Here is a 19,674-nt window from a genome sequence, read left to right on the forward strand (position 1 = left end):
TCAGCGATGGCGAGGGCGCCGAGGTGCGGGCCTTACATCTGCGGCATCGACGCCGCGCTCGACGTGGTGAGCGGCAAGTGGAAGGGACTCATCCTCTGGGAACTTGACGCCCATCGTGTGCGCCGCTTCGCCGAGCTCCGTCGCGGCCTGCCCGGAGTGAGCGAGAAGATGCTGACGCAGCACCTGCGCGAGATGGAGGAGGACGGACTGGTGCACCGGAAGGTCTTCGCCGAGGTGCCGCCGCGGGTGGAGTACTCCCTGACCGAGCACGGGCGCACGCTCAATCAGGCGCTCGGGCCGCTCGGCGTCTGGGGGAGCGAACGGATGCGTCGCGAAGGCTCCGAAGTGGTCGAGGTAGCCGAGATCTCCCACGGCTGAGGGCTGTCCGGTACAGATCCTGACCTCGTCTCGGGCACGGTGAGCCGCCGTGCGGCCGTACCGGTGGTTCTTCGGCCCGGTGCGCTTCGGCGGGGCCTATGGGCCCGCGGCGCGTCCTCCCGTGCTCATTCGGGTGCGGCTGTCGGCAAGGGCCGCCCGGACCTCGCCCTCGATCTGCTCGGGGTCCAGGCCGAGGGCTTTGCCCATGTGCGCCGACCACACCTCCGAGTGCAGATTCGTCTCGAACATGCCGCGTGCAGAGAGACGAAGCCCATCGTGCCCGCGAACGAGGTGATGGCGTCGGCCATGCGGTCCTGCGTGCCCCGCATCCTGGCGTACACCACCCGTTCGTGCCGGAGCCGGACCGGCGGAGGATGGGGGAGCGGACGGTTTTCGGCGGGGGAGTCGAAACGGCCGATAGTGCCGGTGATCAGTCGGATGACGGCGCGGTTTCCCTGACCGAAGCGGGTGCGGGGCGGATCTGGGTTCCGGTGGTGCCGAGGAGGATGCCCAGGGCGTTGTCGACCGGGCCGATCGCCGCGACGCCGCCGGTGCGGGTGACGAAGTCGGCGGCGATCGCGGCGCGGGTGATCACGGCCTCGGGCAGACGTACGCCGGACAGTTCGTCGGGGGTCAGCCGCAGCAGCGGCCTGGGGCGGCCGTGTCCTCCCGCGGCGAACAGGTGCGTGGCGCCGGTGAGGAACAGCAGGATGTCCGCGTCCAGTTCGACGGCCAGCAGCGCGGCCGTCCGATCCGGGTCCACCGTCACCGGTACGGTCCGCAGGCGCGCGGTGCCGCGTTCCCGCATGACGGGGATGCCGCCGCCGCAGACCACCACGGTGCCGTCGGCCAGCAGTTCGCGGACGACCTGAGCCTCGGGAACGGCCTGCGGGCGTACGCGGGGCCGGTCCGGCACGCTCACCTGCGGGTCGTGGGCGCCGACCTGGGCGTGGGTCAGGAGCGCGACCACGGTACGGCCGACGAGCACGGAGTCCAGCGCGCGTACCAAGCGCGATCCGGTGACGGCCTGGGTCTCGGCGGGAGCGCCGTGGACGATGACGACCTCGTGACCGGCCCGGAGGAGTTCGGCCAGCGACGCGGCGGCCGGATCGAGACCGTCGTCGCCGACGAAGGTGTCGGTGTCGATGCTGACGATGATGCGCATACGGACGCTCCTCGGGAGGGGCGGAACTCCCGAGGGCGCGTATCGCCGTGGCGTCCCGCCCTGTCCACGCTCCCGCGCGCACGGCTGGGTGTCGTGGGGCCCAAGGGCCCGAGACGGGTGCCGGTCGGCCCCGCCCGGTCGGCGCCTGACGGCCCTGCGGCCGTAGCAGCGTCCGTCGGAGGAAGGCGGCAGCGCCTTGCCGGCCGGGCCCCGGTGGACAGCCGGTGCGGGACAGGTCTCAGCCGGCCGGCTGCAAAGCCCAGTAGTGCGGGTCGATGGGGGCTTGCCGCACCACGATGCGGCCGGTGACGTCGGGGCTGTCGACGAGTTTCCCCCACGAGTTGGAGTGGTCGCTGGGGGTGTGCTCGATGTCGGCCCAGACGACGGTGCCAGGACCTGCGGAGCCGTAGGACACGGTCCACTCGGCGTACTTGTCGGAGCAGGCGTCGGTGACCTTCACGTGGTAGTCCGTCGTCAGGCCCAGGCAGGTGCGCGGGTCGGAGTCCGGCGTGGAGACTTCCATGGTTCCGTTGGGGCGTTGCCGTACCTGCCAGTTCGCCGAGGTGGAGGCGGTGTCCGTGCAGGCGCCCAGCGCCACCATGCCGATGCGCGCCTTCGTTTTGGGCCAGGTCAGGCACATGCCGTCCTTGAGGGCCGCGAAACGGTAGACCCCGTCGACGAGCGGGGCGGCGTGGGCGGGTTGCGCGAGTGCCGCCGTGGCGGCGGCAGCGGCGGCCATGATGGCGATGACGCGTGAACGCATGGGGTGGGACTCCTCGAACAGCCGTGGTCGATCTGATCGCGCGTCACGGGCGCGCGGTCGACGCGCGGCCCGCCGGAGACGGCGGCGGCACCGATCCTGGAGCACCGGCCCGCTCGGCGGCAGCCCGCGGTGGCCGCTGTCACCCGGCTGGCTGAGCCGCGTCACCCGATGGCGTGGCGGTGAGAGGTCCCCGCGCTGTCGCGGGTGCCAGCGGTGTCGGTCGTCGGTGGTTCCGCGTACCCCTTGGCCGATACGCCGTGCCGGTCAGCTCGCCGGTTCGCTGCGGGCGGTGTGTTCGGCCTGCGCGGCGAGGAAGTCCGCGAAGCCGCCGCGGGCGCGGCCGTGCAGACGGGGCGAGGTCATGACAGGGGCGGCCGAGGTGCGCAGGACGCGATGACCGCGGCCGACCAGCGCGGCGACCAGTGCGTGGTCCTCGCCGACGTCGAGCGGCGGGAACCCGCCCACATCGCGGTAGGCGCTGGCACTCAGGCCCAGGTTGGCGCCGTGGACATGGGGGTGGTGCCAGTGGGCGCCGTCGGCCGGGCGGGTGGCTTCGTAACTGAGCTGGTGCCGGACGGTAAGGGCGGTCGCCGTCGGCACGGTCACGGTGCCGACCACCGCGTCCCACCCGTCACGGGCGAGAGCGCTGTGGTGTGCCAGCCAGTGCGGGGGTACGGCGCTGTCGGCGTCGGTGGTGGCGAGCCACACCCGCTCGTGCGGGACGGCGATCTCCGCCAGCGCGTGCTCGGCGCCCGTGGCGCGCGCCCGGCCCGGACTGCGGAAGCCGACCGGCACCACGAGGGCTCCGGCCCGGTGCGCGATCCGGGCCGTGCCGTCATGGCAGGAGTCCGCGACGACGACCGTGCGAATCCGCACGGCGGCGAGTGCGGGGTGGCGCGCGGCAGCCGCGACCGCCTCCAGCGCGGCGGGCAGGAGCGCCTCCTCGTTGTGCGCCGGGATGACGACGGCGATGGCCTCGACCCTCACACCAGACCCTCGCGCTCGGCGGGACCGGGCGGGCTGCTCCCGTCGGCCAGGTCACGGCCGTGGACCTGGAGGACGAAGTCGGCCTCGCGGTGATCGGCGAGCAGTGACAGCCCGGGCAGGCCGGTCACGCGGTCCGCGATCTCGGTGCCCGTCCACAGGTGTTCGGGCACCGGATGGTTCCAATGCACGGTGACGAGATGCCCGCCGGGCTCCAACGCCGTCCGGGCCCGGTCCAGAAGCCTGTCGAGATCGGGAGCGGCGAAATAATAGAGCACTTCGGACAGCACGATCAGATCGAAGGAGCCGTCCGGCCACTCGTCGGGCAGTGTGAGCTGACGTACCGTCACATTCTCTGCTGCGGCGGTACGTTGCCGAGTGGTCGCCACGGCGGACGCGACCCGGTCGCAGGCGAGTACCTCGTCGCAACGGGTCGCCAGTCGGCGAGTCAACTCACCGACCGAGCACGCGGGTTCGAAGGCCCGGCGGTAGCGCGGCAGGGGGAGCGCGGCCACGGTGATGTCGTACTTGCGCCGCTCGTACCAGCGTTCGGCGAGGTGCCAGGGGTCCTCGCCCCCGCCGTACATCGTCTCGAAGTAGGCGGCGGGCGTACTCGCCGCGTTCGTCCGGCTCACTGGAACATCACCTCGTGCGCGCGGAGGTGGTGGGCCACCTCGTCGGGCGGCAGGACCGCGGCGTCCTCCGGCGCGGGGCCGATGGGCTCGACCTGGGTGGCGAAACGGGCGACCGCGGCGCGCTTGCGGGCCTGGACGTCCGCGGGCAGGGTGACCCGGTGCGCGGAAGGCCACGGGACACGCGGGTCGCCGGGGCGTGCCCAGTGCCACATCCACACGGGATACATCAGGCAGGGCACGGACGCCTGCGCGGCGGCGGCGAGCGCGGCCCGTCCTGCGGCCTCATGGTCACCGTGGACGTCGCCGATCCACGGCGCGAGGCACAACGCGGCGCCCTCCAGCACCGGGACGAGTGCCTTGACGATCTCGTCCTCGTGGAAGGCCACCCGGGTGTCCGGCACTTGCAGCCGGACGACGTGGGCCGCGCCCGTGCCCAACGCCGCGAGGGCCTGGCGGAGTTCTTCGGCCCGCAGCTGTGTCAGCCGCCGGGGCGTGACGGCTTTGCTGTCGGCGTGCGACTGCTCCCCGTCGGTGACGGAGACCACGGTGAGGGCGGTCCCCGCGTCCGCCAGCATCGCCATCGTCCCGCCGGCGCCCAGCACTTCGTCATCGGGATGCGCGGCCACCACGACCACCCTTCCCGCCTCGGGCAGCCGCAGCTCGGGAAGCCCGCGCCAGCCGTCCCAGTCCCGCCAGAGCGCCTCGTCGGTGCCCGGCGCCTGGATGGGGTTGGCGTATGCGGGCGGCGGGCCTGGTTGCTCGCTCACGACGGCTCCTTGCGGGCGGCGAGGCCGCCCAGTTCGGCGAGGTTGCGCTCGGCGTGGTGTTGGCGGATGTACACGGTCAGGTCAGCGGTGTTCCGGGCGTGGCGTTCGTCGTGGCACAGCGGACCGGCGCCGGTGGCCCGTCCCACGTGCGTGAGGACGTCGGCGCACACGGACTCGACGAACGCGCGGGTGCGCAGGCTGCGCATCCGCGCGGTGCCGCCGGTGTCGGACGGATCGCCGTCGATCTCCGCTGCGGCCTGCTTCAGTACGGCCGCCGCGGCATGGAGCAGCATGTCGACCGCGCCCATGTGCGCGTCGGTGTGCGGGTCGGGGCCGCGATCGGCGGCGGCGCGCAGCAGAACGTCGGCGACGGCGCGGGCCCCGCCGTACCAGCAGGCGGCCACGCCGATACCGCCGTGCTGGAACCCCGGCCGCTTCAGATAGGCGCCGACGTCGCCGACCGGCACACCGGGCACATGGTCGAAGCGCACGTCAGGGGTGTCGCTCCCGGCCATCCCGACGGCCTGCCAGGTGCCCGGCACCGGGCGGCAGCCGTCGGCCACCCCCGTCCGTACCGCGAACAGCCGCTTTCCCCGCTCCGTCGCCGCGGTGACCAGCGCGTGGGTGCAGCTGTGGGCTCCCGAGCAGTACTGCTTGAGGCCGGTCAGCACCCAGCCGTCGCGGTCACGGGCGGCGTGCAGTCCTTCGCCCGGCGGTTCGGCCGCCCACACGCCCCACCGCTCTCCCGGCCGGGGCGGCGGCGCGTCCAGTTCCGCCAGGATCGCCGCCGCGTCCACGTGTCCTTCGAAGAGCCGGGCCGCGCACAGGTCCCGCTCGGCCACCGAGGTGAGGACGGCGAAGCGCTCCGCCGTACGACCCGAGCCCGGCAACGGGCAGTCCAGCGCTCCCGACGCCAGAGCGGCCACCAGCTCCGCGAAACGCTCCGCCGACTCCCGGGCCGCCGCCGCGACGGGAAGACCCGTCGCCGCGTCGTGGCCCGCCGGATCAGGAGCGGTCGCCGGTGGAGCGGTGGCGGGCCCGTCCTGCCGCGTGGTGCTCCGCATGTGTGGTGGCCTCCCTCGGTGACGACTCGTACGCATTCACAGCCTCACCCGGGACAGTGGCGTACGCATCCGGATGCCCCGCGGGGGCCGTCCTACACGGTCGCGCGGACAGTTCCCATGAGAATGAGCGGGAGAGCCCATGGGCGGCCACTATCCGGGTAGGGGACCAGGTGAGGCTCCACACGCGGTGCCGGACAACCGCACCGCGTACCGAAGGAGGGTGAGCCATGTTCAAGGCCATCGCAGATGTACTCGGAAAGATCGGCAGCGCTGTCGCCACGGTGGTGTCCCTGCCGTTCCGGGCCGTGGGCCGCCTGTTCGGCGGAGCGTCCGACACCGCCCACGGTCACCACTGACACATCGGGCACCCTGGCGTCACGCCGCGGGGGCTTGTCTCGGGTCACCGCTCCGGATGCGGGCGTCCGCCGCTTCCCGCAGGATGACAGAGTCGCCGACGTTCTCGGGACCGTCCTGAGCTGGGCTTTTCAGAGGGCGCCGCACCATGGCGGGACCGGAGCAGCGTCGCCTCGGCCGCGACCGGTGCCGCGGGGTGCGTACGGCCCGGTGTGCTCTGGCCGCACTCGACCGTGATGAGCCGGTCGCCGCGCGCCCCGAGCACGGAGCCGGACGGTGCCAGCCGTATACCCGTCTCCGGGCGCTCGGTCGCGGCCCTCGTCGGCCTTGACGGAAGAAGGAGTCAGCCATGCAGATCACGATCGTCGGTGCGGGCAACATGGCCCGCGGCATCGCCACCCGCGCCCTCGCGGGCGGCCACCGGGTCCGTCTCGTGGACAGCAACCGGGCCAAGGCGGACGCCCTCGCCGCCGACCTCGGCGCGGACGCGAGCGGCGCGGACTTCGACGCGCTGGACGGCGCGGACATCACCGTGCTCGCCCTGCCGTTCGAAGCGGCGAAGACGGTGGCCCGTGAACACGCCCGGGCCCTCGCGGGCAAGGTCGTCGTGGACATCTGCAACCCCGTCGACTTCTCCACCTTCGACTCGCTCGTCACCCCGCCCGGCGTGACCGCAGTCAGCCTCGTCGCGGCCGAGGCTCCGCAGGCCCGCTTCGTCAAGGCGTTCAACACGACGTTCGCGACCACGCTCGTGGCCGGCGAAGTGGCCGGTCAGCCTCTGGACGTGTTCATCGCCACGGATGACGACGACGCACGGGCGACCGTCACCGAATTCGTCACGAGCGGCGGCCTGCGCCCCCTCGACGCCGGACCGCTGCGCCGCGCCCTGGAACTGGAGGCGTTCCAGTTCCTGCACATGACGCTCCAGGACCGGCTCGGACTGAAGTGGTCCAGCGCGATCAAGATCATTCCCGAATCCTGAGGTGTCCCCGTCATGTCCGCCGCGAAGGGCTGCCCGGGCGCCCGCGTCGTGGTCGGCCGAACCAGCTCGTTTCAGGGGCGCAGGCCCCGGACGGCGTCCGGCCGCGTCCGGCTCATGTACCAGCCGTCGACGCGGGGCCCGATGAGGTCGGACGGCCAGCCCGACAGCCCGACCGCGGCATCGTAGACGGCGTCACCGAACGTCACGATGGCCTGGTGCGGGTCGGCCGTCTCCCTGAGGCTGTCCCACGGCAGGAGAACCAGACCGGCGTCGGGATTCCAGACCGCCCCGTCGACACCCCAGGACCAGCCGTCGAGGCCGTCCGGCTGAGGCCAGATGTAGGCGTACATACCGGCGCCGGGCGTTGTGGCGTCCCCGAAGGAGAATCCCACCGCCACGTACTCCCGGAGCTGGGCGTTCTGCATGAACGCCGGACGATCGGGCGGCGGCTCGGTGGGCCGCGCCCGGTGCCGCGTCGCGGACAGGTCGAAGCCGCCCCACATCACCCCGACCCGGGGGCGGTGCCCGAGGAAGGGCGCCTGCCACGTTTCGAGTCCGCCGGCGGCGAGGTTCAGCGCTTGCCACATCAGCCGGGCGACGCCGGGATCCCAGGCGCGTTCGACGTGATCGTCCTCGAAGGTCGGCTCGCAATCCGGAATCTCGCAGATCAGCGAAGTACGCGGCCGGGTTATGCCCAGCTCGGCCGCCGCGTCGCGGAACGCCGCGTAGAACGCGGCGACTGATCCGTTCGACAAGGGCACCGTCCGCGAGCCCGCGTCGGCCTCGACGACCACGTCACCGTCGAGCAGGCGGTAGTGCACAGCGAAGGTCACCCCTCGCCGCCGGAACGTCGGCGTCCTGAGCCCGCGGGGAGTGACGTCGAGGACGACGTTTCCCCAGCCGACTTCGAAGGGCTCGTCGAGGGTGTACTTGCCCGCGACCTGCACCACCCGGTTGACGTATCCGACCATGGCCGCCATGTCCTCGTGGACCAGCGTCGGCCATCCATTGCGTCGTTCGCTCACCGAGAGCCTCCCAGTGCGTCGATCGGGTCGGCAGAAGGGATGCGTCGTGGATCGCGTGGGCCTTGCGGACCGTGGCGCGATCGTAGGGCCATTTTCGCACGCGGGTCACGGCGCTGCCCGCTCGGTCAAGGCCCTGCCCGCTCGGTCACGGCGCTTCCCGCCCGATCACGGTCTGATCGACGCCGAGCCGACGCGTGCGTACACGGCCGTCCGCACGTCGTGGCGTGCCCGTGGAAGGCGGAAGGCGGAAGGCGGCCGGTGCGGGTACGCGGGCGGCGGGCGGCCCCGGGTCGCCCGGCAGCGGTGATCACGAATGCCAGGTCAGGCAGCACGGCAGGGGCCGGGTTACCGTCGGGTCATCGAGCTGGTCAACCAGCAGGTCAACCATCCGGGCAACCCCCATCGGCGAGGAGCTGGCGGCTGTGGCGATCGACGATTCCACCGGTACGGCGGCTCCCGCGGACGTCGTCCTGGCCGGACTGCCGGAAATCCGTTCCGAGCTGGAGGACGTCTACCGGGACCTGCACGCCCATCCCGAGCTGGGCCACCAGGAGCACAGGACCGCGACCCGGGTGGCCGAGCGCCTGACGGAGTGGGGCTACAGGGTGCACGCGGGTGTCGGCGGCACCGGCGTGGTCGGCGTACTCGCCAACGGCGACGGGCCGGTCGTCCTGCTGCGGGCCGACATGGACGCGCTGCCGGTCCGGGAGGACACCGGTCTCCCGTACGCCAGCACGGCCACCGCCACGGACGCGTCCGGCCGGGACGTCCCCGTGGCCCACGCCTGCGGCCACGACATGCACGTCACCTGTCTGCTGGGCGCGGCCAGGCTGATGGCGGCCTCCCCGACGTCGTGGCAGGGCACGCTCGTCGCCCTGTTCCAGCCCGCGGAAGAACCCGGGGACGGCGCCGACCGCATGCTCGCCGACGGTCTCGCCGACCGCGTCCCCCGCCCGGACGTGGCGTTCGCCCAGCACGTACTGCCCTATCCCGCCGGGACCCTGGGCACCCGCTCCGGGTCGTTCCTCTCGGCGGCGGACAATCTGAAGATCACCGTCCACGGCCGGGGTGCCCACGGCTCCGCTCCCCAGGCCGCGATCGACCCGGTGGTCATGGCGTCGATGATCGTGGTCCGCCTTCAGACGATCGTCTCCCGAGAGCTGGCCGCGACCGAGCCCGCCGTGCTGACCGTGGGTTCCGTCCACGCCGGTACGACCGGCAACGTGATCCCGGACACGGCCGAGATCCAGCTCAATGTGCGCACCTACGACGAAGGCACCCGTGAAGCCGTCCTGGCCGCCGTGCGGCGCATCGTCACAGCCGAGTGCGACGCCTCCCGCGCGACCCGGGACCCGCAGTACGAAGAGGGCGGCCGTTTCCCGCCGACCGTCAACGACGAGGCCGTCACCGCCGATGTCTCCGCCGCGTTCACCGCCTACTTCGGCGAGCGGGCCCGTACCAGCGCGTTGCAGAGCGCCAGCGAGGACTTCAGCCGCATCCCGGACGCCTTCGGCACCCCGTACACCTACTGGGGCATCGGCTGCACCGACCCCGACGCCTACCGTGCGGCCGAGCGGCGCGGCACCGTCGCCCAGGACATCCCCGTCAACCACAGCGCCCGCTTCGCCCCGGTCCTCCAGCCCACCTTGGACACCGGCGTGCAAGCCCTGGTCGTCGCCTCCCTGACCCGGCTCGCCCGCCCCGAGCACCGACGCGGCTGAAGCGCCGGTGGTCAGCGCTTCGCTCCGTCGTCAGGAGCGTGCGAGCCGGGCCGCGAGGTAGGGCGCGGTGGCGCTGCGGCGGGCCTTCGCCACCTTGTCCGGCGGCCCCGCCGCGACCACCCGCCCGCCCGCGTCGCCGCCGCCCGGTCCGAGGTCGATGACCCAGTCGGCGGTGGCGATCGTGTCGAGGTCGTGCTCGACGAGGACGACCGTGTTGCCGGCGTCCACGAGCCGGTGCAGCTGTCGTAGCAGCAGCGCGATGTCCGAGGGGTGCAGCCCCGCCGTCGGCTCGTCGAGCAGGTAGAGCGCGTGCCCGCGGCGGGCCCGCTGCAATTCGGTGGCCAGTTTGATGCGTTGCGCCTCGCCACCGCTGAGTTCCGTCGCGGGCTGCCCCAGCCGCAGGTACCCGAGTCCCACCTGGCGCAACGTCTCCAGACTGCGGGAGGCGGCCGGGACGGCGGACAGGAACCCGGCGGCGTCGTCGACGGACATTCCCAGCACTTGCGCGATGTTCTTGCCGCGGTAGGTGACTTCCAGCGTCTCGGCGTTGTAGCGGGCGCCCCGGCAGGTCGGGCACGGCGCGTAGGTGCCGGGCAGGAACAGCAGCTCCACCGCGACGAATCCCTCGCCCTGGCAGGTCTCGCACCGCCCTTCGGGCACGTTGAAGGAGAACCGCCCGGCCGAGTAGCCGCGCGCCCTGGCCTCCTCCGTCCCCGCGTACAGCCTGCGCACCGCGTCGAACATCCCCGTGTACGTGGCCAGGTTGGACCGGGGAGTCCGGCCGATGGGCCGCTGGTCGACCCGGACCAGCCGGTCGAACGACTCGACCCCCGACGCGTCCTGGACGTCGACCTCCAGCTCCGCCTCGTCGGGCTCCTCGGGTACGAGCCCGAGGTGGCCGCGCACGACCTCGGCGAGCACCTGCGTCACCAGCGTCGACTTCCCGGAACCGGACACACCCGTCACCGCCGTCAGCACGCACAGCGGCACGTCGACCGACACATCGCGCAGATTGTGGCGTGAGACGCCGCTCAGACGCAGCCAGCCGTGCGGTGTGCGCGGGCGGTGTTCGAGCGGCTGAGCGCGCCCGAACAGGTACTGGCTCGTGGCCGACTCCGCGACCCGCTCAAGACCGGCGACCGGGCCGCTGTACAGCACGCGTCCGCCGCCCTCACCCGCGCCGGGGCCGATGTCCACCACCCAGTCCGCCCGCCGCACGACGTCCATGTCGTGTTCCACGACGAACAGCGAATTGCCCGCCGCCTTGAGGCGGTCCAGCACGTCCAGCAGCGGTTCCGCGTCGGCCGGGTGCAGCCCGGCGGAGGGTTCGTCGAGGACGTAGACGACGCCGAACAGCCCCGAGCGCAGTTGGGTGGCGATCCGCAGGCGCTGCGCCTCGCCGGGCGACAGGGTCGTCGAGCGGCGCCCGAGGCTGAGATATCCCAGGCCCAGGTCGAGCAGTACGTCGATCCGCGCGACGAGATCGCCGCAGATCCGGACCGCGGCCTCGGTCGTCTCCCCGGACCGGGCGGTCGACGTGGTGGCGTCGGCCTCGGACCGCCCCACGACGGGCCGCAGCAGCGCCACGACCTCGGTGAGCGGCATCGCGTTGATCTCGGCGATGGAACGTCCGGCGAAGGTCACCGCGATTGCCTCGGGCCGCAGTCCGCTGCCGTGGCACTCGGGGCAGGGCACACTCCTGACGAACCGGAGCGCCCGTTCGCGCATCTTGTCGCTCTTGGAGTCGGCGAGGACGTGCATGACGTGCTTGCGCGCGCTCCAGAACGTGCCCTGGTAGCCGTAGTCGACGCGGTCCTCCTGCGGCTGGATGTACACGGAGGGCTGCTCGTCCGTGTACAGCAGCCAGTCCCGGTCCTTCTTCCTGAGCCTGCGCCACGGCCGGTCGATGTCGATCCCCAGGCCGCTCACGACACTGCGCAGGTTGGCGCCCTGCCAGGCGCCCGGCCAGGCGGCGATCGCCCCCTCGCGGATGCTCAGCGAGGGGTCCGGGACCAGCAGGTCCTCGGCGACGTCGTGCACGACGCCCAGTCCGTGGCACTGCGGGCAGGCGCCTGCCGCGGTGTTGGGTGAGAACGACTCGGCCTCCAGCCGCGCGGCCCCCGGGGGGTAGGTGCCGGCGCGGGAGTACAGCATGCGCAGCAGATTGGACAGCGTCGTGATGGTGCCGACCGTCGAGCGCGAGCTGGGGGAGCCGCGTCGCTGCTGCAGGGCGACGGCCGGTGGCAGTCCGGTGATTTCCCGCACATGCGGAGCGCCGACCTGTTGCAACAGCCTTCGGGCGTACGGTGCCACGGACTCGAAGTAGCGCCGCTGGGCCTCCGCGTAGAGGGTGCCGAACGCGAGCGAGGACTTGCCCGAACCGGAGACGCCGGTGAAGGCGACCATCGCGTCCCGCGGAACGTCGACATCGATGTTCCGCAGATTGTTCTCACTGGCGCCCCGGACATGCACGAAGGGGTCGGTCGCGTCCTTGTCCACTGTTCCTGACTACCCGATCGCGCCCGCATTCGCGCGACAGGCGCCGCCACCGGGCCTAGGTTCTGTCCGGCGGATCACGAATGGCCCCTTCGGCGACCGTGCTCCGGGCGCCGCGCGGGCCCCGTCTCTCCACGCGACGGGACGTCTTCCGGCGCGGCCCCATGGCGCCGGAAGACGTCCCTCACCTCATCGGATGAAGTGGGGCGCGATCAGTTGCCGGCCCATGTCCATTTCTGGTTGCTGCCGCCGGAGCAGGAGTACATCTGGATCTGGGTGCCGTTGGCGGTCCCGGTGCCGACCGCGTCCAGGCAGAGTCCCGACTGGGTGCTGGCGATGGAGCCGTCGGAGTTCAGGCGCCACTTCTGGTTGGCGCCGCCCCAGCAGGAGTAGATCTGCGCCTTGACGCCGTTGCTGGTGCCGGCCGCGTCCAGGCACTTGCCGAGGGATTTGAGTTCGCCGTCCGACGTCAAGGTCCACTTCTGGTTGCTGCCGCCGGAGCAGTCCCACAACTGGACCTGCGTGCCGTCGGTCGTCGTGGAGTTGGGCACGTCCAGGCACCGCCCCGAACCCGTCCCCTTGATCTGACCGTTGCTTCCGCCGCCCGGCGGGGTCGTGGGAGGAGTGGTCGGGGGCGTGGTCGGAGGTGTGGTGGGAGGCGTGGTCGTGCCACCTCCGGCCGCGTTGAGAGCGTTCAGGACGGCTGTGTACGCGGCCTTCTTGTTGCCGCTGTTGTCGAACAGCAACGGCGTGTCCTGGCTGCGCCACGAGTCGCTGTCCCGGACGCCCCATACCGTCATGCCGAGGCATCGCGAGACCGCCAGGCAGTCGTTGGTGATGTTGGCGTACGTGGTCGGCGACGCGCCCTGGACGTCCAGCTCGGTGATGGCCACGTCGACGCCGAGGGCGGCGAAGCTCTGGAGCGTGGTACGGAAGTTGCTGTTGTACGGGCTGCCGCTGTTGAAGTGGGACTGGAAGCCGACGCAGTCGATCGGAACGCCGCGGGCCTTGAAGTCCTTGACCATGTTGTAGACGCCCTGTGTCTTGGCGTCGTTCCAGTTCTCGATGTTGTAGTCGTTGTAACAGAGCTTCACGTTCGGATCGGCCGCCCGCGCCGTCCGAAAGGCGACCTCGATCCAGTCGTTGCCGGTGCGCTGGAGGTTGGAGTCGCGTCGTCCACCGGAACCGCCGTCGGCGAACGCCTCGTTCACCACGTCCCACTGGGCGAGCTTGCCCTTGTAGTGACCAACCACGCCGTTGATGTGGTTGATCATCGCCTGGCGCAGCGCGCTGCCGCTGAGGGACTGCATCCAGCCCGGCTGCTGGCTGTGCCAGGCCAAGGTGTGGCCGCGTACCTGCTTGCCGTGTTGTACGGCCCAGTTGTAGACCTGATCGCCGCCGTTGAAGTTGAACTGGCCCTGCTGGGGCTCGGTGGCGTCGATCTTCATCTCGTTCTCGGCCGTCACCATGTTGAACTCGCGGTCGGCGATCGTCGTGTAGGCCGAGTCGCCGAGCTTGCCCGAGGAGATGGCGGTGCCGAAGTACCGCCCGCTCTGCGCGGCTGCCGCGCCGAGGGACGTCGCGGCGGCGCCCGAGGGAGCCGCCGCCACCAGGACCGCCGTGGCCGCCACGACCGAGCCGGTCGCGACGGCGACGACGGCCCGGTGGACACGGCTGAGCCGTCGTCGGGTCCCGGGCGGGGGTGGGGGTATGGCCTTTGTGCTCATCGCAGAGCCTCCGTAACCGATTCACAGAACGTGGGGGGACACGCGGGACACGCCCGCGGATTCGTAGGCGTCGACCGTTCCGGCTCCACCGAGTCGGCAGGGCCGTCGCCTCGGGGACTCAGTGTGGAAACGCCCGCGAAACGTGTCAACACTTTCGGAGAAGTTTCGGAAACTATTGCTGGTCAGGGTGATAGCTGGACGGCTTCTGAGCACGTCCGAGGCACCGAAAGTTTCGATTCCATGGGGCAGTGGTGATGTCAATCCCGGCAGAGTCCGGTGCGTTGCACCAGCTTGTTAGCGCTCACAGCTCTTCCCCAAAATGGTGGCCGGGCACCGTTTGCTGCCGGTCGAGAAGGAGCCGAGCTTCTTGGGGGAGTACGCCCATCGGCCGGACTCCCCGGTCCAACCTGGCCACGTACATGGGGATGTTCGACAAGCGCCCGTTCGGACCACAACCTTCTGACGTGCGGCGCGGCGTCCGCCAATGTGGGGCCGATCTGGACGAGCACCTGGGCGCGGTGCTCCGCGTTCTCTTGGCGCTCCCGTGCTTGGGTCTGGGACTCGTACCGGTCGTGGTCGAGCCACCCCGGCGGGTACGCCGCCACTGGATCCGGCTCGTGGTCGGGCCCGGCGCGCGGGGTCGTGTCGCGTGCCGGGCCCGGCTGTCGTGCGGTGTCAGGGCATGTCGAGTGCGTAGTCGCAGGGAAAGCGCTGGTGGTAGGTGTGGTCATTCTGCTGGTACGTGATGTCGCAGCCCTTGATGTGGTGGGCGAGCTTCCCGCTGGCCTGGACGCGGATTGTCGCGTAGTAGGGGCTGGTCGCACCGGCCTTGATGGTCAGTGGCTTCTTTGCGTAGTCAGGCTTTTTTGCGAAGTCTGAGTCCTTGCCCTCCAGCAGGTATCCGTCGGTGTCGTTGACCGAGTAGACCGGGTAGCCGAGGACTTTGACCTGCGGCGGAACCGATTCAGCGGTGAAGGCCACGAGTGTTACGGGCTTCTTGCTGGTGTTCCTCAGCAGCGGGAAAGCAAAGTAGTAGGTGACGCCGGTCTTGGCGTGGGGGTAGCCGGAGGTGCCGAACATGGCGGGACCGCCGCCCTGCAGCGCCGTGCCTGTGCGTGGTCCGCTGCTGCCGGTGGCGCAGGCCGCCGCCAGCAGCACTGCTGCCGCGGCGGTAAGCGCTTTAGAAGGAGTAGAGGACACCGGGGTTGCTCCAGACCGGTCCTTTGGCGCCCCAGATGTCGTGTTCCTGGGGGCCGTTTCCTGCCGTGATCTTCTGGAAGTGATTCTTGTTGAAGTCGGTGTCGAGGCTGAGTTCGACGTTGAAGACCTTCACCGCGAAACTGTAGGTGACCGATGTGCCGGCGGTGACGGTGTAATACGCCCCCGGGCTCAACCTCGCCCTGTTGGCCGCCTTGGACTTGGAGTAGGCGTTGTAGCCGTCGTGGCTGCGCACGTCACTGCCGAAGGCGCTGACCGCCCCGCCAGAGGGCACCATGTACTTGATCGGGACGATCGAGTAGTTGTGGACGGTCCGGCCGTTGGGGCACAGCAGCTCGTGGTCGCGCTCCTGGTACTGGATCGGGACACGGAACTGCTGGGCCCAGTACGGGCCCTTGCCGGCGAAACCGGTTGCCCGCCCCATGGTGCTCTTGCGGGAGATCTTGCCCTTCACCGACCAGTACTTGCCGTCGATGCTGGTGGCCACGCCCCAGGTGCTGGACAAGGTGGTGCTGTACTCGAATGCGGCGGTGGCGTCGTAGTACGCGTGTGCTTCGCCGACAGTGGTGTAAAGGGTGAAGGACCAGGTGCCGTCCGATGCCGTGGTCGCGGTGCCTACCACCGTCGGGGCCGCGGAGGTGCCGTCCGCAGGCACGGAGTCCACCGCCGTCAGCCGTACCGGCGCACCGCCCAGTGGCGCACCCGAACCGGTGGTGAAGCTTCCCCGCGCAGTCGCAGGTCCTGACAGGACCTGCGTCGTGGGATCGGGTGACGGCGTCACCGTCGGGCCGCCCGACGGTGCTGGCACCGTGCCGGTCGGCTTGTTGACTGTGTCGCTCGGGTTGGGTGTGGGCGTGCTGCCACACCCGCCGCCTCCCGGCGATGTGTTGGTGCACGCCGCGTATGCGGCCGGTGCGGTTCCTACCCCGGACACCCACACCAGCGAGCCCGCAACCACCGTGGCAAGCACGGCCGCCACCGCAGGTCTATGACTTTTGAGCATGCGTATATCCCCCCTCGGAAGCCCCCTGGCCCTGCCAGTGCGGAGCCGGGCCCGGAACGTACCTTGCTGGCATATGCATGATCAACGGGCCAACCGTCGACGCCGAGGTAGCGGAATCGGTTTGGCAGCGGGAGCGGAGACCACATCGCAAGGCAGTCGGGGGACTCCTCACCGACGCAGAAGGCTCCGACGTCGCCCTCGCCGACAGTGCAGGCAACCGGGTCGACAACTACCGCTACGACTCCGCCGGAAGCCCCGAGCAGGGACCCACCACCACCGAGACCGTCCCCCAGCCCTACCGCTTCCAAGGCACCTACCTCGACCTCACCGGCCTGTACGAGATGGGCGCCCGGTACGACGACCCCACCGTCAGCCGCTTCACCCAGACCGAACCGTCCGGCCGCCCACCGGGCCCCGGCGGGCTCACCCCGCTCATCCGCCGCCCGTGCTGCACCCGTGCTCCCGGGATTTGCGCGAGCGTTCGAACTCCGCAGTCGGCTCACCGGCGTCGCCGCGCTCCGGCGCCTGCGACCGATCGCGACAACTGTCACCCGGCGCGAGGTTGCGGCGCGGCGGTCGGCTGAGCCGTGACACGCGATGTCAATGCGAGAACCGGGCGGGGGTCGCGCTAGGGCGAAGCCTTACCGCGAGGGTATGTCGGGGAATCCGACGGGTGTGTGATTGATCGAGGCGGGATCACCTGCTTCCTGCGAGGTTATTCGTCGGCCGGGTCGCTGGTCGCGACCGGCTGCGGAACGACTACGACGGGGCAGGACGCGTGCTGGACGCAGTGCTGGCTGACGGAACCGAGCAGGACGCCGGCGAAGGTGCCGTGTCCCCGGGTTCCCACCACCAGCAGCCGGGCGTCGCGTGCGGCGTCAGTGAGGACTTGTGCCGGGTGCCCCTCCACCGAGTGGGTTGCCACCTGGACCATGCTGCCGTTCTGGTTCTTCACGACGCGCGCGACGGTTTCTTCCAGGCATTTCTCGGCCGAAATGGCGAAGTTTCCGCCGTCGGGCATGGACGGCAGGTAGCCCCAGGAGTATCCGTACATACTGGGGTATTGCCATGCGGCGACCGCCGAGAGCGACGCCCCCACCTGTCGGGCGTACTCCATCGCCCAGTGCAGCGCGGCCTCGGACCCGGCGGAGCCGTCCACTCCCACGACGATCCGGTCGGTCTGGTCCACGGGCAGATCTCTCATCGGAACTCCTGCTGATCGTTTGCGTTCGGATCTCAAGCTCGGATCTCAAGCTCGGATCTCAAGCTCGGATCTCAAGCTCGGACCTCAAGCTCGAATTGTGCGGGCCATGCCCTTTGTTCGGTCTCAGCCGACCGTCCGCTCTTCCTTCGAGTCACCCGTCCACCGAGGCGCGTCGGCCACCGTTTCGGGAGCGCGCGTCCACTTGTCCGAGCCGGTGTTCGGCGATGGTGGTCCCGGCGCTGCCGTTCAGGACCGCGGCGGCCTGGGACAGCGAGCCGATGGCCGCTTTCCGGCCGGTCGCGGTGACGAATCGGGCGCAGGCGGTGAGTTTGGGGCCCATGGAGCCGTCAGGGACGGATATCCGGCTCATGTCGTCCACATTGATCCGCCTGCGCAGCATCGCCTGGGGTGTGCCGAAGTGTTCCATCACTCCCGGCACGTCCGTGAGGACGAGCAGCCGGTCGGCGTTCACCTTGATGGCGATCAGCGCCGCGGTGAAGTCCTTGTCGACGACGGCCTCCACGCCGTGGATCCGTCCGGCGTCGTCTTCGGCGACCGGTACTCCGCCGCCGCCACCGCAGATGATCACGGACTGCTGCCTGAGCAAGTGGGTGATGGTGCCCTGTTCGAGGACGCGCTGCGGGTGGGGCGAGGACACGACGCGTCGCCAGCGTCCGCCGTCGGGGGCGATGTCCCAGCCGTGGAGTTCGGCGAGCAGGCGGGCCTGCGGCTGGTCGTAGACCGGTCCGACGAACTTCGTCGGTCTGGCGAAGGCCGGGTCCTCCGCGTCCACGACCGTTTGGGTCACGATGCTGAGGATCGGCTTGGTCACTCCGGCGTTGCGCAGTTCCTGGACCAGCCAGTAGCCGATCATTCCCTGGGTCTGGGCGACGAGTACGTCCAGCGGGTAGGGGCGCGTCAACGAGGTGTCGCTCTCGCTTTCGAGCGCGAGCATGCCGACCTGCGGTCCGTTTCCGTGGCAGATGACCAGTTCGTTCTCGGCGGCGAGCGGGGCGAGGGCCTCAGCCGCGGCGCGGATGTGACCGATCTGGAGCGCGGCATCGGGCTTCTCGCCACGACGCAGGAGCGCGTTGCCGCCGAGTGCGACGACGATGCGCACCTCAGTCACCCAGCGCGGCGACGAGGACGGCCTTGATGGTGTGCAGGCGGTTCTCCGCCTGGTCGAAGACGATCGATCGAGCGGATTCGAAGACCTCGTCGGTGACCTCGGCGCCGGTGAGCCCGTACTGGTCGTTGAGGCGCTGACCGAGTGGTGTGCTGCTGTCGTGGACCGAGGGCAGGCAGTGCAGGAATTTGGTGTCGGGCTTGCCGGAGCCGAGCAGGACCTTCTCGGTGACGCGGTACGGCAGGAGCAGCGGAATGCGCGTCTTCCACTGCTCGTCGGACTCGCCCATGCTGACCCACACATCGGTGTAGACGAAGTCGGCGCGCGCTGTGGCCTGCTCGACGTCCTCGGTCACCAGGACGCGCGCGCCACTGTTCGTGGCGAGGTTCCGGGCGGTGGCGATGACGTCGTCGGGGGGCCACAGTTCGCGCGGCGCCGCGATCCGCACATCCATGCCCAGCAGGGCGCCGGTGACGAGAAGCGAACGGGCGACGTTGTTGCGGCCGTCCCCGAGGAAGCAGTACGCGATCTGCCACATGGGGCCGGGGTGGTGCTCGGTCATGGTGAGCACGTCGGCCAGCGTCTGGGTCGGGTGCCAGGAGTCGGTGAGCCCGTTCCATACGGGGACGCCGGCATGGTCGGCGAGCTGCTCCACGGTGTCCTGGGCGAAACCGCGGAACTCTATGCCGTCGAACATCCGGCCCAGCACCCGCGCCGTGTCGCGTACCGACTCCTCACGACCGATGTGGGAGCCCTCGGGCCCGAGGTAGGTGACATGGGCGCCTTGCTGGTGTGCGGCGACCTCGAATGCGCAGCGGGTGCGGGTGGAGCTCTTTTCGAAGACCAGCGCGATGTTCCGGCCTGTCAGCGCGGGCCGTTCGGTGCCGCCGGCCCTGTCGCGCTTGAGCTGCGCCGCGCGCGTGATCAGCGCGAGGAACTGCTGCTTGTCGAGGTCGGTCTCCTTCAGGAGCGAACCGGGATGCCGAAAGGCGGTGGTCGGGGCGGTGGTCGTCGTCATGGGGCGGACCTCGTTTCTGAGCGGTACGGCGGCGTGCGGGCGGG

The 19,674-nt window shown here is 70.6% G+C and carries 20 protein-coding genes; 5 read left to right on the forward strand and 15 right to left on the reverse strand.

Features of this window, described 5'->3' with window-relative positions; all coding sequences use genetic code 11:
• Nucleotides 1–6 precede the first annotated feature (6 nt).
• Nucleotides 7–378 (forward strand): winged helix-turn-helix transcriptional regulator, encoded by a 372-nt coding sequence (locus ACZ37P_RS31780; RefSeq protein WP_355335155.1) that lies wholly within the window; start codon nt 7–9, stop codon nt 376–378.
• 96 nt (nt 379–474) lie between these two features.
• Here ACZ37P_RS31780 and ACZ37P_RS31785 read toward each other — a convergent pair whose 3' ends face one another.
• From ACZ37P_RS31785 to ACZ37P_RS31815, 7 genes are all read right to left on the reverse strand, one after another.
• Nucleotides 475–627, reverse strand: a complete 153-nt coding sequence (locus ACZ37P_RS31785; RefSeq protein ID WP_402713218.1) for a hypothetical protein — start codon at nt 625–627, stop codon at nt 475–477.
• A gap of 181 nt (nt 628–808) precedes the next feature.
• A complete protein-coding gene (locus tag ACZ37P_RS31790) occupies nt 809–1,543 on the reverse strand; it encodes an amino acid kinase family protein (RefSeq protein ID WP_467349797.1) in 735 nt (244 codons plus the stop codon).
• Between the two features lie 238 nt (nt 1,544–1,781).
• Complete coding sequence (locus tag ACZ37P_RS31795) at nt 1,782–2,306, reverse strand: hypothetical protein (protein WP_467349799.1); 525 nt, start codon at nt 2,304–2,306, stop codon at nt 1,782–1,784.
• A gap of 264 nt (nt 2,307–2,570) precedes the next feature.
• On the reverse strand, nt 2,571–3,293 hold the full coding sequence (locus tag ACZ37P_RS31800) for a glycosyltransferase family 2 protein (RefSeq protein ID WP_467349801.1): 723 nt from the start codon (nt 3,291–3,293) through the stop codon (nt 2,571–2,573).
• On the reverse strand, nt 3,290–3,877 hold the full coding sequence (locus tag ACZ37P_RS31805; RefSeq protein WP_402713410.1) for a class I SAM-dependent methyltransferase: 588 nt from the start codon (nt 3,875–3,877) through the stop codon (nt 3,290–3,292). Before ACZ37P_RS31805 ends, ACZ37P_RS31800 begins: the two co-directional genes overlap by 4 nt.
• Nucleotides 3,878–3,921: 44 nt before the next feature.
• Nucleotides 3,922–4,692 carry a PIG-L deacetylase family protein gene (locus ACZ37P_RS31810; RefSeq protein ID WP_467349802.1) on the reverse strand — a complete coding sequence of 257 codons (771 nt, stop codon included), beginning with the start codon at nt 4,690–4,692 and terminating at the stop codon, nt 3,922–3,924.
• A complete protein-coding gene (locus ACZ37P_RS31815) occupies nt 4,689–5,756 on the reverse strand; it encodes an acyl-CoA dehydrogenase (RefSeq protein ID WP_467349803.1) in 1,068 nt (355 codons plus the stop codon). The genes ACZ37P_RS31810 and ACZ37P_RS31815 overlap by 4 nt, the downstream gene beginning before the upstream one ends.
• A gap of 227 nt (nt 5,757–5,983) precedes the next feature.
• Here ACZ37P_RS31815 and ACZ37P_RS31820 point away from each other — a divergent pair, with 227 nt between their 5' ends.
• Nucleotides 5,984–6,112: an LPFR motif small protein gene (locus ACZ37P_RS31820; protein ID WP_355335140.1), complete on the forward strand. Its 129-nt coding sequence runs from the start codon at nt 5,984–5,986 to the stop codon at nt 6,110–6,112.
• A gap of 347 nt (nt 6,113–6,459) precedes the next feature.
• On the forward strand, nt 6,460–7,092 hold the full coding sequence (locus ACZ37P_RS31825) for an NADPH-dependent F420 reductase (protein ID WP_402713213.1): 633 nt from the start codon (nt 6,460–6,462) through the stop codon (nt 7,090–7,092).
• Between the two features lie 71 nt (nt 7,093–7,163).
• Here the strand turns inward: ACZ37P_RS31825 and ACZ37P_RS31830 are convergent, their stop codons facing one another.
• Entirely contained in the window at nt 7,164–8,117 is a 954-nt protein-coding gene (locus tag ACZ37P_RS31830) for a DUF5996 family protein (RefSeq protein ID WP_467349806.1), read from the reverse strand.
• A gap of 422 nt (nt 8,118–8,539) precedes the next feature.
• Between ACZ37P_RS31830 and ACZ37P_RS31835 the strand changes: the two genes are divergently transcribed.
• Complete coding sequence (locus tag ACZ37P_RS31835; protein ID WP_467349807.1) at nt 8,540–9,838, forward strand: amidohydrolase; 1,299 nt, start codon at nt 8,540–8,542, stop codon at nt 9,836–9,838.
• A gap of 30 nt (nt 9,839–9,868) precedes the next feature.
• Here ACZ37P_RS31835 and uvrA read toward each other — a convergent pair whose 3' ends face one another.
• From uvrA to ACZ37P_RS31855, 4 genes are all read right to left on the reverse strand, one after another.
• Nucleotides 9,869–12,337, reverse strand: coding sequence for an excinuclease ABC subunit UvrA (gene uvrA / locus ACZ37P_RS31840; RefSeq protein WP_467349809.1), 2,469 nt, complete (start codon nt 12,335–12,337; stop codon nt 9,869–9,871).
• Between the two features lie 209 nt (nt 12,338–12,546).
• Nucleotides 12,547–14,061: an endo-1,4-beta-xylanase gene (locus ACZ37P_RS31845; protein WP_401307627.1), complete on the reverse strand. Its 1,515-nt coding sequence runs from the start codon at nt 14,059–14,061 to the stop codon at nt 12,547–12,549.
• 675 nt (nt 14,062–14,736) lie between these two features.
• A complete protein-coding gene (locus ACZ37P_RS31850; RefSeq protein WP_467349810.1) occupies nt 14,737–15,261 on the reverse strand; it encodes a hypothetical protein in 525 nt (174 codons plus the stop codon).
• Complete coding sequence (locus ACZ37P_RS31855; protein WP_467349811.1) at nt 15,242–15,943, reverse strand: hypothetical protein; 702 nt, start codon at nt 15,941–15,943, stop codon at nt 15,242–15,244. The genes ACZ37P_RS31850 and ACZ37P_RS31855 overlap by 20 nt, the downstream gene beginning before the upstream one ends.
• A 416-nt stretch (nt 15,944–16,359) precedes the next feature.
• Here ACZ37P_RS31855 and ACZ37P_RS31860 point away from each other — a divergent pair, with 416 nt between their 5' ends.
• Entirely contained in the window at nt 16,360–16,866 is a 507-nt protein-coding gene (locus ACZ37P_RS31860) for an RHS repeat-associated core domain-containing protein (protein ID WP_467349813.1), read from the forward strand.
• Nucleotides 16,867–16,997: 131 nt separating this feature from the next.
• On the opposite strand, the gene ACZ37P_RS31865 is transcribed toward ACZ37P_RS31860, so the two are convergent.
• The 3 genes from ACZ37P_RS31865 to argF form a co-directional block, all read right to left on the reverse strand.
• A complete protein-coding gene (locus ACZ37P_RS31865) occupies nt 16,998–17,486 on the reverse strand; it encodes a universal stress protein (protein ID WP_467349815.1) in 489 nt (162 codons plus the stop codon).
• Between the two features lie 151 nt (nt 17,487–17,637).
• Nucleotides 17,638–18,606 carry a carbamate kinase gene (locus tag ACZ37P_RS31870; RefSeq protein ID WP_355335123.1) on the reverse strand — a complete coding sequence of 323 codons (969 nt, stop codon included), beginning with the start codon at nt 18,604–18,606 and terminating at the stop codon, nt 17,638–17,640.
• A 1-nt stretch (nt 18,607) separates the two neighbouring features.
• Nucleotides 18,608–19,630 (reverse strand): ornithine carbamoyltransferase, encoded by a 1,023-nt coding sequence (gene argF / locus ACZ37P_RS31875; protein ID WP_467349816.1) that lies wholly within the window; start codon nt 19,628–19,630, stop codon nt 18,608–18,610.
• Nucleotides 19,631–19,674 lie beyond the last annotated feature (44 nt).

The organism is Streptomyces sp. NPDC024632, from assembly GCF_055559175.1.

Bases quoted from the DNA above. Each gene is read 5' to 3' on its own strand.
- ACZ37P_RS31780 (WP_355335155.1), top strand. From the start codon at position 7: ATGGCGAGGGCGCCGAGGTGCGGGCCTTACATCTGCGGCATCGACGCC.
- ACZ37P_RS31785 (WP_402713218.1), bottom strand. From the start codon at position 627: ATGTTCGAGACGAATCTGCACTCGGAGGTGTGGTCGGCGCACATGGGC.
- ACZ37P_RS31790 (WP_467349797.1), bottom strand. From the start codon at position 1,543: ATGCGCATCATCGTCAGCATCGACACCGACACCTTCGTCGGCGACGAC.
- ACZ37P_RS31795 (WP_467349799.1), bottom strand. From the start codon at position 2,306: ATGCGTTCACGCGTCATCGCCATCATGGCCGCCGCTGCCGCCGCCACG.
- ACZ37P_RS31805 (WP_402713410.1), bottom strand. From the start codon at position 3,877: ATGTACGGCGGGGGCGAGGACCCCTGGCACCTCGCCGAACGCTGGTAC.
- ACZ37P_RS31815 (WP_467349803.1), bottom strand. From the start codon at position 5,756: ATGCGGAGCACCACGCGGCAGGACGGGCCCGCCACCGCTCCACCGGCG.
- ACZ37P_RS31820 (WP_355335140.1), top strand. From the start codon at position 5,984: ATGTTCAAGGCCATCGCAGATGTACTCGGAAAGATCGGCAGCGCTGTC.
- ACZ37P_RS31825 (WP_402713213.1), top strand. From the start codon at position 6,460: ATGCAGATCACGATCGTCGGTGCGGGCAACATGGCCCGCGGCATCGCC.
- ACZ37P_RS31845 (WP_401307627.1), bottom strand. From the start codon at position 14,061: ATGAGCACAAAGGCCATACCCCCACCCCCGCCCGGGACCCGACGACGG.
- ACZ37P_RS31860 (WP_467349813.1), top strand. From the start codon at position 16,360: ATGATCAACGGGCCAACCGTCGACGCCGAGGTAGCGGAATCGGTTTGG.
- ACZ37P_RS31865 (WP_467349815.1), bottom strand. From the start codon at position 17,486: ATGAGAGATCTGCCCGTGGACCAGACCGACCGGATCGTCGTGGGAGTG.
- argF (WP_467349816.1), bottom strand. From the start codon at position 19,630: ATGACGACGACCACCGCCCCGACCACCGCCTTTCGGCATCCCGGTTCG.